This is a genomic window from Citrobacter werkmanii, assembly GCF_008693645.1.
In the GTDB taxonomy this organism is placed as follows: domain Bacteria; phylum Pseudomonadota; class Gammaproteobacteria; order Enterobacterales; family Enterobacteriaceae; genus Citrobacter; species Citrobacter werkmanii.
Genome location: NZ_CP044101.1, coordinates 4,698,838 through 4,723,216, shown reverse-complemented (window position 1 = coordinate 4,723,216; position 24,379 = coordinate 4,698,838). Strand labels below are relative to the sequence as shown.

Sequence of the window (24,379 nt, the reverse complement as noted above, 5' to 3'; positions counted from 1 at the left end):
AAATTAATTAACCGCGCAACTGCACCATGCCGTCTTTCACGCGCGCTTCGTAATGTTTCACGGAGAACTGTTCGTCTTCCATGCACAGTCCGTCGCTTAAACGAAAGCGCTGTTTTTTCAGCGGGCTGGCGACCCACAGTTCGCCCTGATGCTCAGCGATCAAGCCACGAGAAAGCACGCTGGACTCAAAGAACGGATCGATGTTGCTGATCGCAAACACCTGGTCACTGTGATACGGGCGGAAAATTGCGACCTGTTCAGTACCTAACAGGGCGCAGACGCCTGTTGCAGGCAGAATGTCATCGATTTTGCAGATGTTTTGCCACTGGCTCATGCGTTCTCCTCCACCAGAGTCACCGGGATACGCTCATAAGGCGTTGCCGGACGATGTTGTTCACGTTCAGGCACAACCTGGACGTTCGGGTCGCGTTTGTCGCTGTTGATGAAGTGCTTGAAGCGAACCTGCGCGGATGGGGTGTTAACGGTTTCTGTCCACTCGCATACCACCGCTTCACGCAGACGGGCCATCTCTTCTTCCAGATGCTCGTTCAGGCCCAGCTTGTCGTCGATGATGACCGATTTCAGATACTCAATGCCGCCTTCCAGGTTGTCTAACCACGGTGCGGTACGGGTCAGTTTGTCGGCAGTGCGGATGTAGAACATCATGAAGCGATCGAGATACTTTAGCAGCGTTTCACGATCGATATCTGCCGCCAGCAGATCGGCGTGACGAGGTTTCATCCCGCCGTTACCGCAAACGTACAGGTTCCAGCCTTTTTCAGTGGCGATGATACCCACGTCTTTGCCCTGGGCTTCCGCGCATTCACGGGTACAGCCAGAGACACCGAACTTCATCTTATGCGGCGTACGAATGCCTTTGTAGCGGTTTTCCAGCTCGACGCCGAAACCGACGCTGTCGCCCACGCCGTAACGGCACCAGGTGCTGCCCACGCAGGTTTTCGCCATACGCAACGCTTTAGCATAGGCATGACCGGTTTCGAAACCAGCTTCAATCAACTGACGCCAGATTTCCGGCAGGTCATCTTTCTGCGCGCCGAACAGGCCAATACGCTGAGAACCGGTGATTTTGGTATACAGGTTAAATTCACGTGCGATACGTCCCACGGCCACCAGACCTTCCGGTGTGATTTCACCGCCAGCGGAGCGCGGGATCACGGAGTAGGTGCCGTCTTTCTGGATATTCGCCAGGAAGTTGTCGTTGGTGTCTTGCAGCGGCGTGTGCTGAGGTTTGAGAATGTACTCATTCCAGCACGAGGCCAGCAGGGAACCGACGGTAGGTTTACACACTTCACAGCCGTAGCCTTTCCCGTGTTTTGCCAGCAACTCTTCGAAGGTTTTAATGCCTTCTACGCGAATGAGATGGAACAGTTCCTGACGCGAGTACGGGAAGTGTTCACACAGGTTGTTGTTAACTTCAATACCCTGTTTCGCCAGTTCAGCGTTCAGGACCTGCGTTACCAGCGGGATACATCCGCCGCAGCCGGTACCGGCTTTGGTTTCAGCTTTCAGCGCTGCAACGGTGTGGCAACCTTTATTGATAGCAGCAACCAGCATGCCTTTGGTGACGTCGAAGCAGGAACAAATCTGCGCGCTGTCCGGCAGTTTATCGACGCCGATAGACGGTTTGCCGCTGCCCGCGTGCGCAGGCAGGATCAATGAGTCCGGGTTTTCCGGCAGTTCGATAGCGTTCAGCACCAGTTGCAGCAGATTGCCGTAATCGCTGGTGTCGCCCACCAGAACCGCGCCGAGCAGCGTTTTGTTATCTTTGCTGACAATGAGGCGTTTGTAGACTTCTTTGCTCTCGTCGAGGTAAACGTAGCTGCGCGCACCCGGTGTGCGGCCATGTGCGTCGCCAATCCCGCCAACGTCAACGCCAAGCAGCTTCAGCTTGGCGCTTAAATCTGCGCCTTCGAAGGCGTTTTCGGTTTCGAGGATATGGTCAACGGCAACCTGCGCCATTTTGTAGCCGGGTGCCACCAGACCATATACACGGTTGTTCCAGCTGGCGCATTCGCCGATGGCATAGATGTCCGGGTCAGAAGTCTGGCAGGTGTCGTTAATCACGATCCCACCGCGCGGAGCGACGTCCAGACCGCACTGGGTAGCCAGTTTGTCGCGTGGACGAATACCGGTAGAGAAAACGATAAAGTCGACTTCCAGTTCGCTACCATCGGCAAAACGCATGGTTTTGCGCGCTTCGACGCCTTCCTGGACAATCTCTTTCGTGTTTTTGCTGGTGTGCACACGCACGCCCATGCTTTCAATTTTGCGACGTAACTGCTCGCCACCCATATGATCCAGCTGTTCAGCCATCAGCATCGGAGCGAATTCAATCACGTGGGTTTCAACGCCGAGGTTTTTCAGCGCACCGGCGGCTTCCAGGCCCAGCAGGCCACCGCCGACGACAGCACCGCGTTTGCTACGGCGCGCGCAAGACTCAATGGCGTTGAGGTCTTCAATGGTACGGTAAACGAAGCAGTCCTGAGTTTCCGAACCTTTAATCGGCGGGATCCACGGATAAGAGCCAGTCGCCATGATCAGCTTATCGTAATAAACCGTACGACCCGCGCTGGAGTGGATCACCTTCTCCTGGCGGTTGATGGTAATTGCGCGCTCGCCGACTAATACCTTAACGCCGTGCTTCTCGTAGAATCCTTCGCGCACCAGAGAAAGCTCTTCGGCGGTGTGGTGGGAGAAGTAGGAAGACAGGTGTACGCGGTCGTACGCTTTGCGGGGTTCTTCACAGAAGACGGTAATATCAAAATTGGCAGCGTCGGATTTATCAAGAAGATCCTCAATAAAGCGATGGCCGACCATACCATTACCGATAATAGCGAGTCTGACTTTGCTCATTTTTGCCTCGATTTCTTTTCTATTACCGCCTACCTTAACGATTCAGCTACCCCGCTTATTGATACAAATCAAATTCGCCCTCATATACTCCTTAAGAGGTATATAACTGATTTACCTACATTTTTATAAGTTACGGAATTGACTGGCTTTTCGTGTTTGTATAAAAAGCGCACAAATTAAGGGGTTTTTGTATGAATTGGCCTACATCACCAATGGAGGAAGGGATGCCAGGGATATGCCGGATGGCGAGGACACCATCCGGCAGAGTGATTAATGCGTGGCCGGCGCGTTATGCTGGCGATGGCGCGTAACAAACCCAAGAATAAAGCACATTACGAACACAACGGCATACAAGCCGTTAGCCGTTTGCAGTGCCGCCATTGGACCGCTATGAGCGACTATCGGGCCAGTGACGACGAAAGTAAGCATGGTACCGATGGTGCCGCAGGTCAGAATGAAGTTAACCAGTTTAGGTGAGGCGACCTTCGTCTGCTGGGAACCGAGGGTAATAATGGTGGTATAAATCGCGCTGGAGAAGAAGCCCAGCGTCAGAATGAACCACGGCATATGCTCCGGCGTACCGGTGATAAACAGATACATCAGGACGGTGGCCAAACCCGCCAGTACCGTCAGGATGCGCTGCAAATCGAAGAAACGCAGAATAAAGCTAAACGCCCACATACCAACCATGTAAGACATCCAGAAGTCGCTGACCAGTTTACCCGCATCACCCAGGCTCATGCCCAGGCTTTTGGCATATTCCGGCACCCACGAGATAAAACCAAGCTGGCCGAGGATGTAGCACAGAGCCGCAATGGACAGGAACAGTACGCCAATGCCCCATTTTTCTTTTACTACCGGTGCGTCTGACTGCTGCGCGTGTTTGCCCAGCGCCGGGAATTCGCAACCGAAGGTCAGCAGGAAAATGGCAACATATACCAGGCCGATGCAGGCATAAACCCAGTACCATTCGATGCTGCGCGCTAGCAGAAATGCCGCCACCATCGGGAAGATCATGCCAGCCATGCTGAAGAAGGAGTCCGTAAACAGCAGGCGGGAACCGCGCTGGCGACCTTCATACATCTGCGTGACCAGGAACGTACCAATCGACATGGTGATACCGCTCACCAGCCCCAGTACAAACATTGCTGCTGAGAACAAGGCCAGGCTATGGCTGAGCATCAGTCCGGCGACCGCCAGAACCATCAGGATAAAGCCAAAGCGCAACTGGGTTTTCAGGGGCACAATTTCCATCAGCCAGGCATTCAAAAAGATAGAAATCAGGATGCCGGCATTCAGGAAGGTGAAGGTGTTACTCATACTGGAAACGGGCAAATGGAAGTAATCTGCGATATTTCCCATCACCATCCCGGTGACAATTACCAACGCGCCTGTCAGGGCGTAGGAGAGAAAGCTAATCCATGTGAGCTTAATGCGATTGCTGTTAGTCATGACTGGCCTGTATAGAAGTGTAAGACGCATTGATTGCGCCGTGAGCGGGCAGATTTTAGGCGTTTTAGTGACGTATTTAAATATTTAATGGCAATAACTTGCTCCGTTACATTTTTGTATGTGAGCTAGATCACAATGAGTATTCCGGTTATGCAGTTACATTTGTTTCAGATACGTAAAATTAAGTAAAGGGATGGCCTTGTCCTTGAAGGCTCTTTAGAATCACTTCACTTGCTTCATTTCTGCTCTTGTTAAGGACTTCTCATGCTCAAATCGACTCTGGCGGCTGTTGCAGCTGTTCTCGCTCTTTCCGCGCTCTCTCCTGCAGCACTGGCAGCAAAAGGTGACCCACATGTCCTGCTGACCACCTCTGCTGGTAACATCGAGCTGGAGCTGAACAGCCAGAAAGCCCCGGTTTCAGTGCAAAACTTTGTCGATTATGTGAACAGTGGTTTTTATAACAACACCACGTTCCACCGTGTGATCCCAGGCTTTATGGTACAGGGCGGCGGCTTCACCGAGCAGATGCAGCAGAAGAAACCTAACCCGCCAATCAAGAATGAAGCCGATAACGGTCTGCGTAACACCCGCGGTACGATTGCGATGGCGCGTACAGCGGATAAAGACAGCGCGACCAGCCAGTTCTTTATCAACATTGCAGACAACGCTTTTCTCGATCATGGCCAACGCGACTTTGGCTATGCTGTGTTCGGTAAAGTTGTGAAAGGTATGGATGTTGCAGATAAGATCTCTCAGGTACAGACCCATGATGTTGGTCCTTACCAGAATGTCCCGTCAAAACCGATTGTTATCCTTTCTGCTAAAGTCCTGCCGTAATCGTATTTTGCGCGGGCAGTTCCTGCCCGCGTTCTCTCCCTTCTCTGCGTAACCCGAAATTGCTGCTTATACTTGTGGCAAGTGCCGCTTACATTCAGGGAGGTCACGTGAAAAAACTCACCGATAAACAAAAGTCCAGGCTCTGGGAGCAACGGCGTAATGTCAATTTCCAGGGAAGTCGACGACTGGAAGGCGTGGATATTCCACGGGTTACTCTGAGTGCGGAAGACGCCCTGGCGCGTCTGGATGAGTTGAGGAGGCACTATGAGCGATAAATTCGGTGATGGACGCGACCCTTATCTGTACCCCGGTCTGAATGTGATGCGTAACCGCCTGGGGATTCATCAGGCCCAGCGTCTGGCACAAGCGGCATACGAATTAACAGCACTGCGCGCCGCGACGGTTGAGTTGGGGCCTTTAAAGCGTGGCCTGCCACATCTGTGCGCCATTCATCGCCAGTTATACCAGGATATTTTCGACTGGGCGGGACAACTGCGGGAAGTTGATATCTACCAAGGTGATACTCGCTTTTGCCATTTCGCCTATATCGAGAAAGAGGGTAATGCGTTGATGCAGGACCTGGAAGAGGAGTCCTGGCTGGTGGGATTGCCGGAAGAAAAATTCGTCGACCGCCTTGCACACTATTATTGCGAAATCAATGTGCTGCATCCGTTTCGTATTGGTAGCGGTCTCGCGCAGCGTATTTTCTTCGAACAGCTAGCGATCCATGCCGGGTATATGCTGAGCTGGGATGACATTCAGGTTGAGGAGTGGAACCAGGCGAACCAGAGCGGGGCGATGGGCGACCTGACCGCTCTGCGGGCGATATTTCGTAAAGTGGTAAGCGAAGCCCCGGAAACTGAGTAGAATAGCGCGGTTCTTATGTACCGGAGCCGCCATGATCCTGCTTATCGATAACTATGATTCTTTTACCTGGAACCTGTACCAATACTTCTGCGAACTGGGTGCTGATGTCCTCGTCAGGCGTAACGACGAGCTGACGCTGTCGCAAATCGACGCGCTGAATCCGCAAAAAATCGTGATTTCCCCCGGCCCATGCACGCCGGATGATGCCGGTATCTCGCTGGATGTTATTCGCCATTTTGCGGGCAAAATTCCCCTGCTGGGTGTATGTCTTGGTCACCAGGCGATGGCGCAGGCGTTTGGCGCGACCGTGGTTCGGGCAGCAAAAGTGATGCATGGTAAAACCTCGCCGATTACGCATAACGGGCAGGGGGTTTTTCAGGGACTCGCCAACCCATTAACCGTGACACGCTACCATTCTCTGGTGGTTGCCCCCGAAACGCTTCCTGACTGCTTTGAAGTGACGGCTTGGAGTGAAACACAAGAGATAATGGGCATTCGCCACCGCGAGTGGGATCTGGAAGGTGTGCAGTTTCACCCGGAGAGTATTCTCAGCGAACAGGGGCATCAGCTGCTGGATAATTTCCTCCAACGGTGATTTGTGGTTGCTATTCAGTGATTTTTTATTCATATTTTGTGATTATAATTTCACTAGCATTTCTGCTTAACAGGGTGGTAATGACATGGCAACTGAACAAACTGCGATTACGCGCGCGACATTCGATGAAGTAATTCTGCCGATTTATGCACCGGCTGAGTTTATCCCGGTAAAAGGAAAAGGGAGTCGAGTCTGGGATCAACAGGGCAAAGAGTATGTTGATTTTGCGGGCGGCATTGCAGTTACCGCGTTAGGGCATTGCCATCCGTCGCTGGTTGAGGCGTTAAAAACCCAGGGTGAAACCCTGTGGCACACCAGTAACGTTTTCACCAACGAACCAGCGTTGCGCTTAGGTCGTAAAATCATTGATGCGACCTTTGCTGAACGCGTGCTGTTCATGAACTCCGGTACCGAAGCCAATGAAACCGCCTTTAAGCTGGCGCGTCATTATGCCTGCGTACGCCACAGCCCGTTCAAAACCAAAATCATCGCCTTTCATAATGCGTTTCACGGTCGTTCGCTGTTTACCGTATCTGTTGGTGGGCAACCGAAATATTCCGACGGCTTTGGACCAAAACCGGCGGATATCATCCATGTGCCGTTTAACGATCTGCATGCGGTAAAAGCGGTGATGGACGATCACACCTGCGCGGTGGTGGTGGAGCCCATTCAGGGAGAAGGCGGCGTCACTGCGGCAACCCCGGAATTCCTGCAAGGTCTGCGTGAACTTTGCGACCAGCACCAGGCGCTGCTGGTCTTTGATGAGGTGCAGTGTGGGATGGGGCGTACCGGCGATTTATTTGCCTATATGCACTACGGCGTGACGCCGGATATCCTCACCAGCGCCAAGGCGCTCGGCGGCGGTTTCCCGGTGAGCGCCATGCTGACCACTCAGGAAATTGCCTCCGCGTTCCACGTGGGTTCGCACGGTTCCACTTACGGCGGTAATCCGCTGGCCTGTGCGGTTGCAGATGCCGCGTTTGATATCATCAACACCCCGGAAGTGCTGGAAGGTATTCAGGGCAAACGTCAGACGTTTGTGCATCATTTGCAGAAAATTAATCAGCAGTTCGATATTTTCAGCGATATTCGCGGAATGGGGCTGCTGATTGGCGCCGAGCTGAAGCCGCAGTTTAAAGGCCGGGCGCGCGATTTGCTCTACGCCGCCGCGCACGAAGGGGTGATGGTGCTGAATGCCGGGCCGGACGTGATGCGTTTCGCGCCGTCGCTGGTGGTGGAAGACGCGGATATCGAGGAAGGGATGCTGCGTTTCGCGCAGGCGGTAGCGAAGGTGGTGGGCTGATTGGTTGATTGCCTGATTGCCGGATGGCGGCGCGAGCGCCTTATCCGGCCTACAGGGTAAGGTGTGATTCGTAGGCCGGATAAGCGTAGCGCATCCGGCAGCCGATCTTAGCCTTTCATGTCCCGCAACCGACGGCTAAGCCAGATCCCGTGGTGGGGTCGTTGACGCCATGCTACCGACGAAATGGTGTGCATGGTGTTCAGATGCCCCAATATTCGCTGCAGATGCTGCTCCAGGGTGCTTAATGGACCGTGGGACAGCATTTCAGGCGCTTCGAGAATATTCACATCGCCCGAGCTTCCCGGTCCGTCATACTCCAGCCGCTGCTGACAGCGCTGGAGCGCAATCTCGCAGGACTCCAGATACCGCTGCGCCAAATCCGGCGTCAGCATCGTATGTTCCCTTGCCAGTGTGGTCATCGCGTTGATGTGTTCGACAATAAACTGGCTGTGCGTGACCCACAGTTTCATATCCGCCAGATAGTGCGAGTTGAATCCCGGCTCCTGCATTGCCTGATTCAGTGAGTTAAACAGCGTGTTATGCGCCTGGTTGACCCGCATGCGTTGATACGCCAGCGGCGTGGCCTGCGGATCGTTGCTGAGGATCAGGCGAATAGCCTCCTGGTCGGCTTCTAACGCATCGTGGGCGTTCTTACGCAACAGACCACTCTGCCACTGTGGCCACAGCCAGAGCGTGCCGCCAAAGGCGATTAAGCAGCCAATCACCGTGTCGACAAACCGCGGCACGATAAATTGTTCCCCGTTCAGCGTCAGCAGTTGCAGGGTGTACACCGCCGTAACCGTAAAGCCGACGGTGGCCCAGCCGTAGTTTTTGCGAATGATCAGATAGCTGCCTAACGTGATCAGCAACATGCCTGCCAGCGTGAAGCCTTCCTGAATATGAAAGTGCAATGTGACGCCCGCAATCACCAGTCCGACGAGCGTACCCACCGAACGATGCAAAATACGCACCCGGGTCGCCCCATAGCCATTTTGCGTGACGAACAGGATCGTCATCAAAATCCAGTAAGGTTTAGGCAGATGTAAGGCGCTGCCCATCAGGCTGGCGATACTCAGCATGACGCTGATGCGCCCGGCGTTACGCAGTGCCGGGGATTTCAACGACAGATAGTTTTTCAGCGCCGGGATCAACGGCAACCGCCGCTGTTTGTCCGCCATCAAATCTCGGGCATACAGCGGGCGCTGGGTCCGTAGCACGCGGGCGATACGGCTGAAGTGCCAATAGCAAAACTGTCCTACCGGATTATCCGGATGCTGGTTGGCGATTTTCTCCAGCGAGCCAATCTGCTTTTCCATTGAGAAACGGGTCGGTAATCGGTGATACAAGATATCATCGGCCAGGACGCGCAGGCGGGCGGCGACGGTGCGCGCGTTCCAGCGAATCACCTGTTCCGCGTGGCTTCGCTCGACCAACTTTTGCACCTCTTCCGGCTGATGCAGGCTAACTGAAATATGTTCCTGCAAATCGAGCGCTTCCTGAAAGGCACGCAACAGTCGCTTGTATTCATTATTGTGATGCGCCGACAGCATGTGCATTTGCTGGTAGCACTGGGTAATCAAATCCACCGCTTTTTGTTGACGAACCAGTAGCGGAGGCAGCGCTTTTTCTGGATCGGCATGCTGGGTCAGCAGACTGTACTTGGCCTCACAGTAATCGGCTAATTCGCGGTACAGCAGGCTAAGCGATTCACGCAGTGGCTGCTCACGCCACATCCAGAACCAGAACCAGTTGAACAGACCGTACCACAACGTACCCAGTGCATAGATCAGCAATGGCTCCCAGACGGGCATGTTCCCGGCAAGGCTTAGCGTGAAAATTGCCGCGATGAGTGAGGCTGGCAGCAGTCGCGCATGCAACGGGCTTAGCTCGGCGGTTACGCCAAGAATTAGCGTCAGGCCGGTGAGGATGAGCGGCAGTGGTATATCTTGCGCCAGCAGTAACTGCATGATCAGGCTGCAACCGGCAAACAGCGATGCGCCAATAACTAAACGTTTAAAAAAGCGTTTATGCGGGGTATCAAGACCGGCAATGTTGCAACAGGCAGGGACGAGGGAAAACAGAAGCCCCAGATGAAGCTGACCAATGATAAGACCGACGGCCACAGGTAAACACAGCACCAGCGTCTGCCGTAGTGCGTAGTTGATCTCGGGGTGATAAATCAGTCTTCGCCACATCGGAACAAACAAAAATGGCGCGCTACCGGGTAACGCGCCATTTCGATGGGATTAACGTGTGCCGTAAACGACAATGGTCTTACCGTGAGCGGAGATCAGGTTCTGATCTTCCAGCATCTTCAGAATACGACCAACGGTCTCACGGGAGCAGCCAACGATCTGGCCGATTTCCTGGCGGGTGATTTTAATCTGCATACCGTCCGGGTGAGTCATCGCGTCAGGCTGTTTTGCCAGATTCAGCAGAGTCTGGGCAATACGGCCGGTGACGTCGAGGAAGGCAAGGTTGCCTACTTTTTCAGACGTGACCTGCAGGCGACGAGCCATCTGAGAAGACAGGCGCATCAGAATATCCGGGTTGACCTGGATTAATTGGCGAAATTTTTTGTAGGAAATTTCAGCGACTTCACATGCGGTTTTGGCCCGTACCCAAGCGCTACGTTCCTGGCCTTCTTCGAAGAGGCCTAATTCACCAATAAAATCGCCCTGATTCAGATAAGAAAGGATCATTTCTTTCCCTTCTTCATCTTTGATCAGCACTGCCACTGAGCCTTTAACGATGTAATACAACGTTTCCGCTTTTTCACCCTGGTGAATCAGCGTGCTCTTCGATGGGTACTTATGAATATGGCAATGAGACAAGAACCATTCGAGAGTCGGGTCTGTTTGCGGTTTGCCAAGCACCATGCGCGGTTATCCTCTGTTATAAGCTGTCTCCAGAGCCAGAAAACGACGCTGCCTCTGGGTTTGCAAAAATGTGCTTCCCGCTACCTGGGAAGGGGGCTACTAAAAATATACTGCAGCCTGTAATGTGATGTCCTCTGCATACATGCAGTACGTCAATGTATTACTGTAGCATCCCGACTGTTTTAGCATAGCTTTCGCCGTGTGTCTCCTGGTGTCTCGCTTCAGCATGACGCAGGTCGCCTTCCGTTGCGAGAATTGTTATGTACGCGTAATCTGTCAGGAAAATTGAAACATTGGAGTTACGAAATATGCAAGCGCGTGTAAAGTGGGTTGAGGGGTTAACCTTCCTCGGTGAGTCCGCCTCTGGCCACCAAATTTTGATGGACGGTAACTCCGGTGATAAAGCGCCGAGCCCGATGGAAATGGTATTAATGGCTGCAGGCGGTTGTAGCGCTATCGATGTGGTGTCGATCCTGCAAAAGGGTCGTCAGGATGTGACCAACTGCGAAGTGAAGCTCACCTCTGAGCGCCGTGAAGAAGCGCCGCGTTTGTTTACCCACATTAATTTGCATTTCATCGTCACCGGCAACGATCTGAAAGAGGCGTCGGTCTCCCGCGCCGTCGATCTCTCGGCGGAAAAATATTGTTCCGTGGCATTGATGCTGGAAAAGGCGGTGAATATTACCCACTCCTATGAAGTGGTTGCTGCGTAATACGTGATGCCCGATAAGCGTAGCGCCATCGGGCACATTCCGTACCTCACTCTATCTTTTTACCTTCCATCAGTCGCTGAACCAGCGGCAGCATAATCAATTCCATCGCCAGACCCATTTTGCCGCCAGGTACGACTAATGTATTGATGTGGGAAATGAATGAGCCTTGCAGCATGGCCAGAAGCCACGGAAAGTCGATCCCTTCCAGATTACGAAAATGAATGACCACAAAGCTTTCATCCAGCGACGGAATGCTCTTGGCGGCAAAGGGGTTTGAGGTATCGACGGTGGGTACGCGCTGAAAGTTAATGTGCGTACGGGAAAACTGCGGCGTGATGTAATTGATGTAATCGTCCATTGAGCGCACAACCGAGTCCATCACCGCTTCACGCGAGTGTCCACGCTCGCTGGTATCGCGGGTCAGTTTCTGGATCCATTCCAGGTTAACGATCGGCACCACACCGACCAGAAGGTCGACATGCCGGGCCACATTTTGCTGTGGGGTGACGACGCCGCCGTGTAGCCCTTCATAGAACAGGACATCCGTCGGTTCAGGCAATGGCTGCCAGGGGGTAAACGTTCCCGGGACCTGATTCCACGGTACGGCTTCATCGTAGGTGTGCAGATATTTACGCGACTGACCTTTTCCCGTCTGGCCGTATTCAATGAAGGTTTGTTCCAGCAGACCAAAGTCATTGGCTTCGGGCCCGAAATAACTGATATGTCGCCCGGCATCGCGCGCTTTGCGAATCGCCATATCCATTTCCGGACGGGTATAGCGATGAAAACTGTCACCTTCCACCTCGGCGGCGCGCAGATTTAGCTGCGCGAAAATTTTACGAAACGCGAGGCTGGTGGTGGTGGTCCCCGCGCCGCTGGATCCTGTTACCGCAATCACCGGATGTTTGGCAGACATAACAACTCCATGAATAGGTTGATTTTTTATTATAGTCGGCCGTCGGCTACGAATTACTGGTGAATCTGCTTCCTCGGCATGATGTTGACCGTTTCATGCAGTTCGGACCACACCAGGACGGCTTCACCTGATTGTAGTTGGCGTTTGACGTCGGCGACTTTTTGTTCGAGCGAACGTTCATGTTCACCATAATCGGTACCTTCGCGCAAGACAAAGCTTTCAATCAGATTGTCCAGCGCGTCCGGGGAGATGTCTTGCCAGGGGATAATCATGATGACGCCTCCAGATACGTTGTCAGCCAGTCGGGAATTCTGGATTCCAGCCACATCTCAGGGCGGCGCACTGTGCCGCCAATAAATCCGACGTGTCCGCCGTGTTCAGTCAACTGATACTCCACCTGTGAGGGCAGGTTTTCCGGTTCAGGGATCACGTGATGATCCATAAACGGATCGTCCTTGGCATGGATAATCAGCGTCGGTTTGGCGATCTGATTAAGCAATGGCATGGCGCTACACTGGCGGTAATAGTCTATAGCATCGGCAAAACCGTGGATTTTGGCAGTGATGAGATCGTCAAAATCACGAATGCGACGCAGGGATTTCAACTGGGTCAGACTCACCGGCAACGAACCCGGATAGGCCTGTAGCTTACGCGAGGCGTTAGCTTTCAACAGATTGAGCAGATAGCGCTGGTAGACGCGTGAGAACCCCTTCTCCATATGGTAACTACAGGCTTCCAGCACGAAAGGCGCAGAGACAATAACCGCTGCATCAATGGGAATATCGTTGCCTTCTTTGGCCAGCAGGCAGGCAAGCATGTTCCCGCCGAGTGAATAGCCGACCGCCGCGGTCGGCACACGACCAAGCTCGCGTTCCAGCCAATGTAAAAACCAGGTGCCATCTTCTGTTTCACCAGAATGATAAATACGGTTGAGACGATTTGGTTCGCCGCTGCAGCCGCGAAAATGCATCACCACGCCCAGCCAGCCGCGCTTTTGCGCTGCCTCAATCAGGCCATGTGCGTACGGGCTGTTCAGACTGCCTTCCAGACCGTGAAAAACCACCAGGCGCGGTTTGTGCTTCGCCTGTTGCGGATCTTCACTCCATGCCAGATCGACAAAGTCACCGTCGGGTAATTCCAGACGCTGCCAATGGGCGTCGAACTTCACCTTGCGGCGAATTAAACGCGGCAGCATTGTCTGCAAATGGCGGTTACTGATACCGCGCATAGGGCGGAATTCTCGCGAATCATCAGTAGGTGGGATCATTTCTGTGGACGTGATTTCAACCATAACACCAGAGCAATTAATAATCGGAAAGAATAACTATACCGCGCGCAGCGCTTGCGGGTTAGCCAATATGTGATTTTGTCGCTAGTCAGTCAGCAGGTTACGCGAGAAAAAATGAAAATCGACGTCGGGCTTTCGTCGCCACAGGCGAGCTTTACGCGTCCCTGTCGCTACGCTTTCTCCGGTATCTTCAAACATTCCTGACGCTTCAAAGCGGCGAATCAGACTTTTACGCTGGATCGACTGACCGAGGATCACCTCGGTGGCTTCGAGCAGTTGCCCATGGGTAAATGTCTCCGGCAAGCAGTATACGGGCAGTAGTGAGTACATCGTTTTTTGCCGCAAGCGATGCAGGGCCGCCGTAATGATGTCTCCGTGGTCGAACGCGAGTGAATAATTTTTCAGCTCATCAACCGGCACCCAACGGGCATTGCTGACGCTGGCGATGTGCGGCGCACAGTCTACCCAGGCGATAAGCGCAAACCAGGCGACTGTCAGACTCCAGCCGCGCGGGTCGCGATCCGGGCCGGAAAAAGTATCCAGTTGTTCCAGCCACGAAGGCAAAACCCCTGTTTTTTCAGTGAGCTTGCGCAGCGCTGTGGCGCGAGTGGAGTCATCGCGCTCGATATCAATGAAGCCACCTGGTAATCCCCAACGCCCTTTTTGCGGCTGGTTTGCTCGTTCAACCAGTAATACGCACAGCGCCTGTTGATGCAGGGTAAACAGCACGCTATCGACCGTCACCAGTGGTGTGGGAAAGCGGCGGGCATCGTATTGATTCAGGTAGTCGGCTTCGGTGGTCATAAGGTACTCACGATGATTTGCAACGCCCACAAGTGTACCAGCCCAATACCGGGGGGCAAGGTTCGTTTTTTCTTATTATTTATCAGTTGTTTATGCGATGGCCTAAAAATAATGCATTTGTGCTTGCTTTATATGTGTCCTAAGGACATTATTAATTGTGTCGAAGGGACACAATTAAGGGGTGAGCGTGATGAACATAAAACTGACACTAACGTTGGATGACCAGGGCTACGGAGTGACACACGGTGTTTTTCCTGATGGCGCCGTCTGGTTGAAGGTTACTGAAGCATTACCACCCTTTGCTCGCCTGATGCGCATTCGTGCGACGGCGATGCGCGATATGAACGACTTTATGCTGTTGGCGCAACTGGTGGAGGCGGTTCGCCATCAAACGGATGTGCTGGTCAGTCATCTCGAACTTCCCTGGTTACCATGGGCTCGTCAGGATCGCCATATGGTGGTGGGTGATAGCTTTGCGCTGAAAGTCTTTGGCAGCCAGCTTAATACGCTGCAATTCGATAGGGTGAAGGTGCTCGATCCGCACAGTGACGCGGCGGCGGCAGCTATCAATAATTTTGTGGCGATTTCACAAGAGACTTGCCTGCTGCACAGCGCGACCTTGCAGCGGCAGTTCCGACAAAAAGCGCTAATGCTGGTCGCCCCCGATGCCGGATCGCTGAAGAAAATTGATGCCGTTGCCAGAGCGGTCGGTGTAGCGGAGTACGCCGTCCTGAGCAAAAAACGCGATGTGGCAAGCGGCAAGCTGACGGGATTTGCTTTAGTCGCCGGAGACGTCAGGGGCCGGGATATGCTGATTGTTGACGACCTGTGTGACGCTGGCGGTACGTTCATTGGTTCTGCGCAGGTACTCCGTGATGCAGGTGCCCGTAGCGTCAACCTGTATATCACCCACGGTATTTTCTCTAAAGGCGTCGAACACCTGTTTGCGAACGGTATTGATGCTATCTACACCACCACCTCTTTCGCTGCCCCGACGCTGGAACATCCGCAGCTTGAGCTTATCGACATTGACGCGATTTACCGCGCCTGAGGGAGATACTGATTATGAAAATGAACCCGATTCTGGCTATCGACGGCTACAAAGTTTCTCACCGCGTACAGTATCCGCAAGGAACCAGTCGCGTGTATTCCAACTTTACCCCGCGCAGCGATCGCTTTTTCTCCTCGCCGTTGGCGGATGGCAAACTGGTGTTTTTTGGCCTGCAAGGTTTTCTGCAGTGGTTTCTGGTTGATTTGTTTAACGAGGCATTCTTTGCCCGTCCGGAAGACGAGGTGGTCAGCGAATACAAACAGGTCATGGACAGCTATCTCGGCAAAGATACGGTAGCGGTTGATCATATCCGCGCCCTGCATCAGTTGGGCTATCTGCCGTTGCACATCAAAGCGCTGGATGAAGGCAGCAAAGTGCCGATGGCGGTGCCTGTTTTAACTATCATCAACACCCAACCTGAGTTTTTCTGGCTGGTGAATTACCTGGAGACCGTGCTGTCGGCAGAACTGTGGAAGGCGTCAACAAACGCCACCATTGCTCATCACTATCGTAAAATTTGCGCGCGCTGGGCACAGAAAACCTGTAGCGACCTGTCACACCTCGACTTCCAGTGCCATGACTTTTCATTTCGCGGTATGGCCGGATTGCAGGACACCATGCAGGCGGGCAGCGGCCACTTGTTGAGTTTTAAAGGCACTGACAGCATTCCGTCGCTTCTCTACGCTCGGGATTATTATACCGACGGCGAGCCCTATTTTATCGGCGCCAGCATTCCGGCGACCGAGCACAGCGTGATGTGTATGGGGGAGCGTGAGCATGAGATTGAAACCTTCCGCCGCCTGATTGCCGATCTCTACCCGCAGGGATTTGTGTCGATTGTCTCTGATACGTGGGATTACTGGCAGGTACTGACGGAGTACACCCGCGAGCTGAAGAACATCATTCTGGCGCGCGAGGGACGGGTGGTTTTCCGCCCGGACAGCGGTAATCCGGTTGAGATCCTGTGCGGTACTGGCGCGGATGAGGATACACGAGCCGATCGTACGGCACAGGAGAAAGGCTCTGTGGAGGTGCTGTGGGAGATATTTGGCGGCACGGTTAACGCCAAAGGCTACAAGGTGCTCGACCCACATGTGGGGCTAATTTATGGCGATTCCATCACCCTTGAGCGGGCGAATGAGATCCTGCGCCGCCTGGAAGCGAAAGGATTTGCCAGTTCAAATGTGGTGTTTGGCGTGGGTTCTTTTACCTATCAGTACAACACGCGTGACACCTTCGGTTTTGCGATGAAGGCAACGTGGGGCGAAGTCGACGGCAAGGGTCGGACGATTTTTAAAGAGCCGAAAACCGATAACGGCTTAAAGCGCTCGGCCCGAGGTTTGCTTCGCGTAGTACGTGATGAGCAAGGAGAATTGCGTCTGCATGATGAACAAACCTGGGTGCAAGAGCAGGAAGGAGAGCTGAAAACCCGTTTTCTCAACGGGAAGTTGATTAACCGTGAGCACTTCGAACAGATCCGCCAGCGCCTGGCGGCACAAAGCTAGTTTTCCGCAAGCGGGTTGCGTTACCCGCTTCCTCCTCCCTCCCGGCGTGAATTGATCATCGTCACAAATGGTTACTTCAATTATTACTCTCAAGCTAATGATTCTTTCCTACGCTTAATTGATGACTTTCTCACCAGGGTGCACACTCTTTCCAGTGTTAAGCAATCAAAATGATTAGCTGAATCAGGAGGTTAATAATGTTATCTGGGCAAACGCCAGCACGAGTCTGGAACACCCGCCGCACGGAAAAACAGCGCCGTCTGGCTTCCGTTCCGGTGCAGGGTAAGGTGCTGCCGACCGCAGACCTGACCGCGATGCTGGAAAAACTGATCGCGCCGGGTGACCGCGTGGTATTAGAAGGGAATAACCAGAAGCAGGCAGATTTCCTGTCCCGCATGCTGGCTGAAGTCAATCCGCAGATTGTGCACGACCTGCATATGATTATGCCAAGCGTCGGGCGCAGCGAGCATCTGGATATCTTTGAAAAAGGCATCGCCCGCAAGCTGGACTTCTCCTTCTCCGGTACCCAAAGCTTGCGTATTTCGCAACTACTGGAAGATGGCCAACTGGAAATCGGCGCCATCCACACCTACATCGAACTCTATTCCCGTCTTTATGTTGACCTGGCCCCGAACGTGGCGCTGATTGCCGGTTATAAAGCTGACCGTAAAGGTAACCTCTACACCGGGCCGAGTACCGAAGATACCCCGGCGCTGGTGGAAGCTGCTGCATTCCACGACGGTATCGTCATCGCACAGGTGAACGAGCTGGTGGACGACGAATGCGACCTGCCGCGCGTGGATATTCCGGGTTCCTGGATTGACTACGTGGTTGTCGCCGACAAACCGTTCTTTATCGAACCGCTGTTTACCCGCGACCCGCGCCTGATCAAACAGGAACACATCCTGATGGCGATGATGGCGATTAAAGGCATCTACGCGGAACATCAGGTACAGTCGCTGAACCACGGTATCGGCTTCAACACCGCGGCGATTGAACTGTTGCTGCCAACCTACGGTGAACAGCTCGGTCTGAAAGGCAAAATCTGTAAGCACTGGACCCTGAACCCGCATCCAACGCTGATTCCGGCAATTGAGAGCGGCTGGGTAGAAAGCGTGCACTGCTTCGGCGGCGAGTTGGGGATGGAAGAGTATATCCGCGCCCGCCCAGACATCTTCTTTACCGGTTCCGACGGCTCGATGCGTTCTAACCGCGCCTTCTGCCAGTTGGCTGGCCAGTACGCGGTAGATATGTTTATCGGCTCCACCCTGCAGGTTGATGGCTACGCCAACTCCTCCACCGTGACCCGCGGCCGTCTTTCTGGCTTCGGCGGCGCGCCAAACATGGGTCACGACCCGCACGGTCGTCGTCATGCAACGCCAGCCTGGCTGAATATGATCACCGAACCAGACCCAATGCAGCGCGGTAAAAAACTGGTGGTGCAGATGGTCGAAACTTTCCAGGCGGGCGTGAAGCCAACCTTCGTCGAAAAACTGGACGCGGTTGACGTGGCGAAAGCCTCCGGCATGCCGCTGGCACCGGTAATGATCTACGGCGATGACGTAACCCACGTGCTGACCGAAGAAGGTATCGCCTACCTCTACCGCGCCAAAGATCTTGAAGAGCGCCGTGCGATGGTGGCTGCGGTCGCGGGTATCACCGATATCGGGCTGGGCGTTGATGCTAAGCGCGTTGCCGAACTGCGTCAGAGCGGCAAGGTGGTCTATCCGGAAGATATGGGCATTCGTCGTACCGATGCCACCCGTTCGCTGCTGGCAGCCGGTAGCGTCGCTGACCTGGTGGAATGGTCCGGCGGTCTTTACAACCCACCTGCGAAATTCCGGAGCTGGTAATGAAACTTCTGCCCCAGATTCAGGTTGAAGGCGGTGCCGAGTGGCTGGCGCGAACCGCCACGCAGTGTCTGATTGACGAAGCACGATTAAGCCCGAAACCCGGTCTGGTGGACAGTCGGGGGAACGGCGCGCACCACGATCTTACGCTTTCGCTAATGGAGCGCTCCGCACATAGCCTGACCCCTACGTTTCAGGCGCTGGCGCAGCAAAGCTGGCAGCGTCCAGCGGATATTGCGCTCAGACAAACCATAGGGCGACTCGGCCGTGAGGGCGAGCAGCAGATGATGGCCGCGACCCACGGCGTGAATACCCACCGCGGCGCGATTTGGGCGCTGGGGTTGTTGGTGAGCGCCGTTGCGATGCACGGTGGTGCCGGTGGCGCGCAGCAGATAGCCGCTACCGCAGCGGAACTGGCGAAGCTGCCGGATGACGCAGCGCCGAAGGTGTTCAGCAAAGGGCTTCGCGCAACGCATCGTTATCGTGTACCGGGCGCTCGTGAAGAAGCTCAGCAGGCGTTTCCGCACGTGATGCAGCGCGCGCTGCCGCAGCTGCGTTTAAGCCGCCTGCGCGGTAGTAGCGAGACGCACGCGAGGCTGGATGCGCTGATGGCGATCATGACCTCGCTGACCGATACCTGCGTACTTTCTCGTGCCGGGCTGGAAGGGCTTGATGCCATGCAGGACGGCGCGCGCGCCGTGTTGAATGCAGGCGGCAGCGCGCACCCGGCGGGTCAGGCGGCATTAGCGGAACTGGATAGCCAGATGCTGGCGCTAAACGCCTCGCCGGGCGGCGCGGCTGACCTGCTCGCCGCCACGCTGTTTCTCGATCGCATCGAATCGCCCTATTTCAAGCATTAAGAGGATGTTATGGAACACATTACGTTAACCGTACCGGCCAGCCGCACCTTAAGCGGCAAAGCGCTGGCAGGCGTTGTGGGCTCCGGGGATATGGAGGTGTTATTCACCGCCGACCAGGGCCAGACGTTAACCATTGATATCACCACTTCTGTCGATAACAGCACCCGCCGCTGGGAAGCGCTGTTCAACCGTCTGCAGACGGTCAGCAGCCTGCCTGCGGGCAAACTGACCATCCATGACTTCGGCGCGACGCCGGGCGTGGCGCGCATCCGTATCGAACAGGTTTTTGAAGAGGTGAGCTATGCGTGATGACCGCAGTTTTATCGAATTAAAAGCACGCCAGCGTGCGCATGCGCTGCTGGATGAAGGCAGCTACCGTGAACTGCTCGACCCGTTTGAAGGCGTGATGTCGCCGTGGCTCGGCGCACAGGGCATTGTTCCACAGGCCGATGACGGCATGGTCGTGGCAAAAGGCACCATCAATGGTAAACCGGCCGTTGTTGTAGCGATTGAAGGCGCGTTCCAGGGCGGCAGCATGGGCGAAGTGTCCGGTGCCAAAATGGCAGCGGCGCTGGAGCTGGCGGCGGAAGATAACCGTAACGGCATTCCTACTCAGGCGGTACTGAGCCTGGAAACCGGCGGGGTTCGTTTACAAGAAGCGAACCTCGGTCTGGCGGCGATTGCCGATATTCATGCGGCGATTGTGGATCTGCGTCGTTACACCCCGGTGGTTGGCATTGTGGCCGGTACTGTGGGCTGCTTCGGCGGGATGTCCATCGCGGCGGCGCTGTGTAGCTATCTGATTGTGACCCGCGAAGCGCGTCTCGGCCTGAACGGCCCGCAGGTAATCGAACAGGAAGCCGGGATTGAAGAGTATGACTCCCGCGACCGTCCGTTCATCTGGAGCATGACCGGTGGTGAAGTTCGCTACGAAAGCGGGCTGGTAGAAGCACTGGTCAACGACGGTGTGAATGCGGTGAAAGCCGCCATGAACGAGGCGCTGGCGAAAGGCGTTCCGGCAAAACATCGCACCGATAACTACGACTGGTACCTCGATCGCCTGAGCCATTTCGACACCCGCAAACAGGCCGATTCAGAACAGATTAGAGCGCTCTTCGCCCGGGAGGTGAAATGATGAGTAACGTAATTAGCCGTGGCGAATTATGGCTGGAAACGCTGGCGCCAGGCGCCAAACGTATTGCAGGGCTGTGCCCGTCCGTACAGGCCGCTGATGGCGAGCTGAACGGTGAAAACGTGCGCTTTATCGCCGTCGTTCCGGATGCCCATAACCACTATCCGCGCGCCACTAAAGGTGAAGTCGGTCTGCTGGAAGGCTGGACGCTGGCGAAAGTCGTCAGCGAAACCATCGCCGCCGATGCCAACAGCGCCGTGAAGCGCCCGATCGTGGCGGTGATTGACGTCGCCAGCCAGGCCTATGGTCGTCGTGAAGAAGGCTTTGGCATTCATCAGGCGCTGGCTGGCGCGGCTGCGGCGTATGCCAATGCGCGTCTGGCAGGCCACCCGGTGATTGGCCTTATCGTCGGTAAAGCGATGTCCGGGGCATTTCTGGCGCACGGCTACCAGGCAAACCGTCTGATCGCCTTCAACGATAAAGGCGTACTGATTCACGCGATGGGCAAAGAGTCCGCGGCGCGCATTACCCTGCGTACCGTTGAGGCGCTGGAAAAACTGGCGGCAACTATTCCGCCGATGGCCTATGACATCAGCAACTACGCCACCCTGGGCCTGCTGGAAAATCTGCTGGATATCAGCAACCCGGATGCCCCATCCGCACAAGATCTGGCGCTGGTGAAAAACACTCTGCAACAGGCCATCAACGACGCGCGTCAGGACCCTACGCTTAAAAGCCGTCTGGGTGCCGACAATCGCCGCAGCTCTGCCCTCGTACGCGAACGCATGCGAGCAAGCTGGTAAGTAAAAAAAGAGACCTGCCGGATGTACGGCTCCGCGGGTGCATACGCTGCACCCGCGTGGGTCGCTGCATCTGAAAAATAACAATCATCGCGTCAGTGCTACTTCTTTTAAGATTACAGGTGAAATATGACTTACGTAATTGTTCATGCTCTTGCTCCGATTTTCGTCATCATGTTGCTGGGATTCTGGGCCGGGAAGGCCAAAATGGTCGACAACAAAAATGTCTCCCTGCTCAACATCTTTGTGATGGACTTTGCGTTACCCGCAGCGCTGTTTAGCGCCACGGTACAAACGCCGTGGGCCGGTATCGTGGCTCAGTCACCGCTGATTGTGGTGTTGACGCTGGCGATGTGGATTACCTATGCCGCTATCTACTTTATGGCGACCAAAGTCTTCAAGAAATCTCCACAGGATGCCGCCGTGCTGACCCTGACCGTTGCGCTGCCAAACTATGCCGCGCTGGGTCTGCCGATTCTGGGTAGCGTGCTGGGTGAAACCTCTTCCACCTCGCTTTCCGTTGCCGTTTCCATCGCCTGCGGTTCCGTACTGATGACACCGTTCTGCCTGCTGATCCTCGAACGCGAAAAAGCACGTGCGGAAGGCGGTAACACCGGTTCTACGCTCTCTATGCTGCCGGTACTGATGTGGCGTTCGATTAAAAAGCCAATCGTAATGGGCCCACTGTTGGGGGTTATCCTTTCCGCCATTGGTATTAAAATGCCGGAGCTGGTGCTGGCGGCGATCAAACCGCTGGGTCTGTCTGCTACTGCGGCGGCGCTGTTCCTGACCGGTGTTATCCTCTCTGCGCGTAAACTGCAAATCAATACCGTGGTGATTACTTCCACCATCGCTAAGTTGCTGATTCAACCGGCCATTGCCTGGGGTATCGTGCTGGTTTTCGGCCTGCATGGTTCCGTGGCTATCACTGCCATTCTGATGATTGCATTGTCCGCGGGCTTCTTCGGCGTGGTGTTCGGTAACCGCTTTGGCGTGCAGTCTCCAGATGCAGAAGCCGTGCTGCTGTTGAGCTCTGTACTGTGTATCCTGTCGCTGCCGCTGTTTATCTCGCTGACTTCAGGAATCTAAATCATGAGCACAACATTACGTCCACACGATCTTATCTGGCTGAACGCACGCGACGCGCTCGAGGATGTCACGGAATCCTGGGTGGATACCGTCTGGCATAGCGGTCTGCCGGTGGTCGTGCGGCGTGATGTTGATGCGCAGGGGCGTATTCCCGTGGGCGTCCGCGGGATGAAGCGCGACCAGCGCGCCGCCGGTTGGGTGAAAGCGGAGGCGGTCGTTCGCGTCTGCTCGCCGGAATCGCTGGTGGACCCGCAGACGCTGCTGCGTTCGCCCTTTATCTCTCAGCCGCCGCTTCAGGTGGCTTTATTATTGGCCCAGCAGTCGTGGCCGTGGACGTGGGGCATTACCGGGAGTACTGGCTATGCGCTGGCGACCGGGATCCCGGTGATCCATGCGGCAAGCGATCTGGATCTGCTGATCCGCGCGCCTCAGCCGCTCTCCCGACAAGCGCTGGAGAAGTGGCAGCAGCAGCTGACGGGCGAACTGTGCCGGGCAGATACTCAAGTGGATACTCCGCGCGGCGGCTTTGCCCTCAATGAATGGCTGCGTGATGGAAAAGCGCTGTTAAAAACCTCAAAGGGGCCGCAACTGGTGCGCGATCCGTGGGGCAGGGAGGAGTCATGAAAATTCTGTTTACCTTCCCGGGGCAGGGGACACAGCACGAAGGTATGCTGCAAAACCTTCCGGGGGCGGAGCTCGCTCAGGCGCGTGAAGTGCTGGGCGCAGAGGTGGATACGCTGGATAGCCCTGAAGCGTTGAAACATACCCGAGCCGTTCAACTGTCTCTGCTGATTGCCGGCGTTGCCTGGGCGCGTGAGCTGGAACGTCGTGGTGTCGCGCCTGATATCGTGAGCGGACTGTCGATCGGTGCTTATCCGGCAGCGGTGGTTGCTGGTGCACTGGAATTTAGCGATGCGCTGCGGCTGGTGGCGCTGCGCGGTGACTTAATGGAGCAAGCATACCCACATGGTTACGGCCTGACGGCGATTATGGGGCTAACGTTAAGTCAGGTGGAAAGCCTGGTGGCAGACAGCGAAACCTATATTGCCAACCTGAATGCCGAAACGCAGATTGTGATTGCGGGTACCGATGAAGCGATGGCGGAAGTGGCAAAACGCGCGATGGCCAAAGGGGCCAGCAAGGCTTCTCGTCTGGCGGTGAGCGTACCGTCGCACTGTGAACTGCTGGCCGAGCCCGCGCAAAAGCTGGTTGAAGCGTTCAGCCGCGTGACGCTTTCCCGTCCGCGCTATGCCTACCTGAGCGGCAGTACCGGGCGTGTGCTGTGGCAGCCGGAGCGTATTGCTGACGACCTGGCGATGAATATGGCACGTACGGTACGTTGGCAGGAGGCGGTGATTTCCGCTAACGAACGTGAAGCGCGGCTGGCGATTGAAATGCCGCCCGGTGGCGTACTGACCTGCCTGACGCGTCAGGCCGCGTGGGAAGGGGAGTCTATTTCTCTGGAGCGCAGCGGCGTCGATGTTGCCGTGCATCTGGCGAAACGCCTTCGTGCGTGATGTGATTGCCCGATGGCGCTGCGCTTATCGGGCCTACGGCTCGCACC

Annotated in this window: 24 protein-coding genes and 1 pseudogene; 16 read left to right on the top strand and 9 right to left on the bottom strand. The window is 55.0% G+C overall.

Going from position 1 to position 24,379, the window contains the following annotated elements; genetic code table 11:
• Positions 1 to 7: 7 nt before the first annotated feature.
• From nirD to tsgA, 3 genes are all read right to left on the bottom strand, one after another.
• Positions 8 to 334 (bottom strand): nitrite reductase small subunit NirD, encoded by a 327-nt coding sequence (gene nirD, locus FOB24_RS23320; RefSeq protein WP_038634824.1) that lies wholly within the window; start codon positions 332 to 334, stop codon positions 8 to 10.
• Complete coding sequence (gene nirB, locus FOB24_RS23315; RefSeq protein ID WP_061381016.1) at positions 331 to 2,874, bottom strand: NADPH-nitrite reductase large subunit; 2,544 nt, start codon at positions 2,872 to 2,874, stop codon at positions 331 to 333. The genes nirD and nirB overlap by 4 nt, the downstream gene beginning before the upstream one ends.
• A gap of 270 nt (positions 2,875 to 3,144) precedes the next feature.
• Positions 3,145 to 4,326: an MFS transporter TsgA gene (tsgA, locus tag FOB24_RS23310; protein ID WP_038634817.1), complete on the bottom strand. Its 1,182-nt coding sequence runs from the start codon at positions 4,324 to 4,326 to the stop codon at positions 3,145 to 3,147.
• Positions 4,327 to 4,590: 264 nt separating this feature from the next.
• Between tsgA and ppiA the strand changes: the two genes are divergently transcribed.
• The 5 genes from ppiA to argD all read left to right on the top strand — a co-directional run bounded on the left by ppiA (position 4,591) and on the right by argD (position 7,928).
• Positions 4,591 to 5,163, top strand: a complete 573-nt coding sequence (gene ppiA, locus FOB24_RS23305; RefSeq protein WP_003023595.1) for a peptidylprolyl isomerase A — start codon at positions 4,591 to 4,593, stop codon at positions 5,161 to 5,163.
• Between the two features lie 107 nt (positions 5,164 to 5,270).
• Positions 5,271 to 5,438 carry a YhfG family protein gene (locus tag FOB24_RS23300; protein WP_069323810.1) on the top strand — a complete coding sequence of 56 codons (168 nt, stop codon included), beginning with the start codon at positions 5,271 to 5,273 and terminating at the stop codon, positions 5,436 to 5,438.
• On the top strand, positions 5,428 to 6,030 hold the full coding sequence (locus FOB24_RS23295; protein WP_069323811.1) for a putative adenosine monophosphate-protein transferase Fic: 603 nt from the start codon (positions 5,428 to 5,430) through the stop codon (positions 6,028 to 6,030). The genes FOB24_RS23300 and FOB24_RS23295 overlap by 11 nt, the downstream gene beginning before the upstream one ends.
• Positions 6,031 to 6,061: 31 nt before the next feature.
• Complete coding sequence (gene pabA / locus FOB24_RS23290) at positions 6,062 to 6,625, top strand: aminodeoxychorismate synthase component 2 (protein WP_038634811.1); 564 nt, start codon at positions 6,062 to 6,064, stop codon at positions 6,623 to 6,625.
• Between the two features lie 85 nt (positions 6,626 to 6,710).
• Positions 6,711 to 7,928 carry a bifunctional acetylornithine/succinyldiaminopimelate transaminase gene (gene argD, locus FOB24_RS23285; protein WP_150345502.1) on the top strand — a complete coding sequence of 406 codons (1,218 nt, stop codon included), beginning with the start codon at positions 6,711 to 6,713 and terminating at the stop codon, positions 7,926 to 7,928.
• 107 nt (positions 7,929 to 8,035) lie between these two features.
• On the opposite strand, the gene FOB24_RS23280 is transcribed toward argD, so the two are convergent.
• Positions 8,036 to 10,123, bottom strand: coding sequence for a YccS/YhfK family putative transporter (locus FOB24_RS23280; RefSeq protein WP_087856299.1), 2,088 nt, complete (start codon positions 10,121 to 10,123; stop codon positions 8,036 to 8,038).
• Positions 10,124 to 10,174: 51 nt separating this feature from the next.
• Entirely contained in the window at positions 10,175 to 10,807 is a 633-nt protein-coding gene (gene crp, locus FOB24_RS23275; RefSeq protein WP_000242758.1) for a cAMP-activated global transcriptional regulator CRP, read from the bottom strand.
• Positions 10,808 to 11,115: 308 nt separating this feature from the next.
• Between crp and FOB24_RS23270 the strand changes: the two genes are divergently transcribed.
• A complete protein-coding gene (locus FOB24_RS23270) occupies positions 11,116 to 11,520 on the top strand; it encodes an OsmC family protein (protein WP_006687378.1) in 405 nt (134 codons plus the stop codon).
• A 46-nt stretch (positions 11,521 to 11,566) separates the two neighbouring features.
• On the opposite strand, the gene FOB24_RS23265 is transcribed toward FOB24_RS23270, so the two are convergent.
• The 4 genes and pseudogenes from FOB24_RS23265 to FOB24_RS23250 form a co-directional block, all read right to left on the bottom strand.
• On the bottom strand, positions 11,567 to 12,436 hold the full coding sequence (locus FOB24_RS23265; protein ID WP_003827751.1) for a phosphoribulokinase: 870 nt from the start codon (positions 12,434 to 12,436) through the stop codon (positions 11,567 to 11,569).
• Positions 12,437 to 12,489: 53 nt separating this feature from the next.
• The gene (locus tag FOB24_RS23260) at positions 12,490 to 12,708 is read right to left on the bottom strand and encodes a YheU family protein (protein WP_087856300.1); all 219 of its coding nucleotides are present in this window, start codon (positions 12,706 to 12,708) and stop codon (positions 12,490 to 12,492) included.
• Positions 12,705 to 13,764 (bottom strand): annotated as a pseudogene (locus FOB24_RS23255) (hydrolase). The gene FOB24_RS23260 and the pseudogene FOB24_RS23255 overlap by 4 nt, the downstream one beginning before the upstream one ends.
• 44 nt (positions 13,765 to 13,808) lie before the next feature.
• Positions 13,809 to 14,528: an NUDIX hydrolase gene (locus tag FOB24_RS23250; protein ID WP_121530039.1), complete on the bottom strand. Its 720-nt coding sequence runs from the start codon at positions 14,526 to 14,528 to the stop codon at positions 13,809 to 13,811.
• A 190-nt stretch (positions 14,529 to 14,718) separates the two neighbouring features.
• On the opposite strand from FOB24_RS23250, the gene prs reads away from it, so the two are divergent.
• From prs to mdcH, 10 genes are all read left to right on the top strand, one after another.
• A complete protein-coding gene (prs, locus tag FOB24_RS23245) occupies positions 14,719 to 15,579 on the top strand; it encodes a ribose-phosphate diphosphokinase (protein ID WP_150345599.1) in 861 nt (286 codons plus the stop codon).
• A 14-nt stretch (positions 15,580 to 15,593) separates the two neighbouring features.
• Positions 15,594 to 17,084, top strand: a complete 1,491-nt coding sequence (locus FOB24_RS23240; RefSeq protein ID WP_150345501.1) for a nicotinate phosphoribosyltransferase — start codon at positions 15,594 to 15,596, stop codon at positions 17,082 to 17,084.
• Between the two features lie 197 nt (positions 17,085 to 17,281).
• Entirely contained in the window at positions 17,282 to 18,937 is a 1,656-nt protein-coding gene (gene mdcA, locus FOB24_RS23235) for a malonate decarboxylase subunit alpha (RefSeq protein ID WP_038634792.1), read from the top strand.
• A complete protein-coding gene (locus FOB24_RS23230) occupies positions 18,937 to 19,794 on the top strand; it encodes a triphosphoribosyl-dephospho-CoA synthase (RefSeq protein WP_150345500.1) in 858 nt (285 codons plus the stop codon). The genes mdcA and FOB24_RS23230 overlap by 1 nt, the downstream gene beginning before the upstream one ends.
• Positions 19,795 to 19,803: 9 nt before the next feature.
• A complete protein-coding gene (mdcC, locus tag FOB24_RS23225) occupies positions 19,804 to 20,103 on the top strand; it encodes a malonate decarboxylase acyl carrier protein (RefSeq protein ID WP_032945188.1) in 300 nt (99 codons plus the stop codon).
• Positions 20,096 to 20,929: a biotin-independent malonate decarboxylase subunit beta gene (locus FOB24_RS23220; RefSeq protein WP_038634789.1), complete on the top strand. Its 834-nt coding sequence runs from the start codon at positions 20,096 to 20,098 to the stop codon at positions 20,927 to 20,929. Before mdcC ends, FOB24_RS23220 begins: the two co-directional genes overlap by 8 nt.
• Positions 20,929 to 21,729: a biotin-independent malonate decarboxylase subunit gamma gene (gene mdcE / locus FOB24_RS23215; RefSeq protein ID WP_121529634.1), complete on the top strand. Its 801-nt coding sequence runs from the start codon at positions 20,929 to 20,931 to the stop codon at positions 21,727 to 21,729. The genes FOB24_RS23220 and mdcE overlap by 1 nt, the downstream gene beginning before the upstream one ends.
• 126 nt (positions 21,730 to 21,855) lie before the next feature.
• Positions 21,856 to 22,815 carry an AEC family transporter gene (locus tag FOB24_RS23210; protein WP_150345499.1) on the top strand — a complete coding sequence of 320 codons (960 nt, stop codon included), beginning with the start codon at positions 21,856 to 21,858 and terminating at the stop codon, positions 22,813 to 22,815.
• Between the two features lie 3 nt (positions 22,816 to 22,818).
• Positions 22,819 to 23,439, top strand: coding sequence for a malonate decarboxylase holo-ACP synthase (locus tag FOB24_RS23205; RefSeq protein WP_038634780.1), 621 nt, complete (start codon positions 22,819 to 22,821; stop codon positions 23,437 to 23,439).
• Entirely contained in the window at positions 23,436 to 24,332 is an 897-nt protein-coding gene (gene mdcH, locus FOB24_RS23200) for a malonate decarboxylase subunit epsilon (RefSeq protein WP_150345498.1), read from the top strand. The genes FOB24_RS23205 and mdcH overlap by 4 nt, the downstream gene beginning before the upstream one ends.
• Positions 24,333 to 24,379 lie beyond the last annotated feature (47 nt).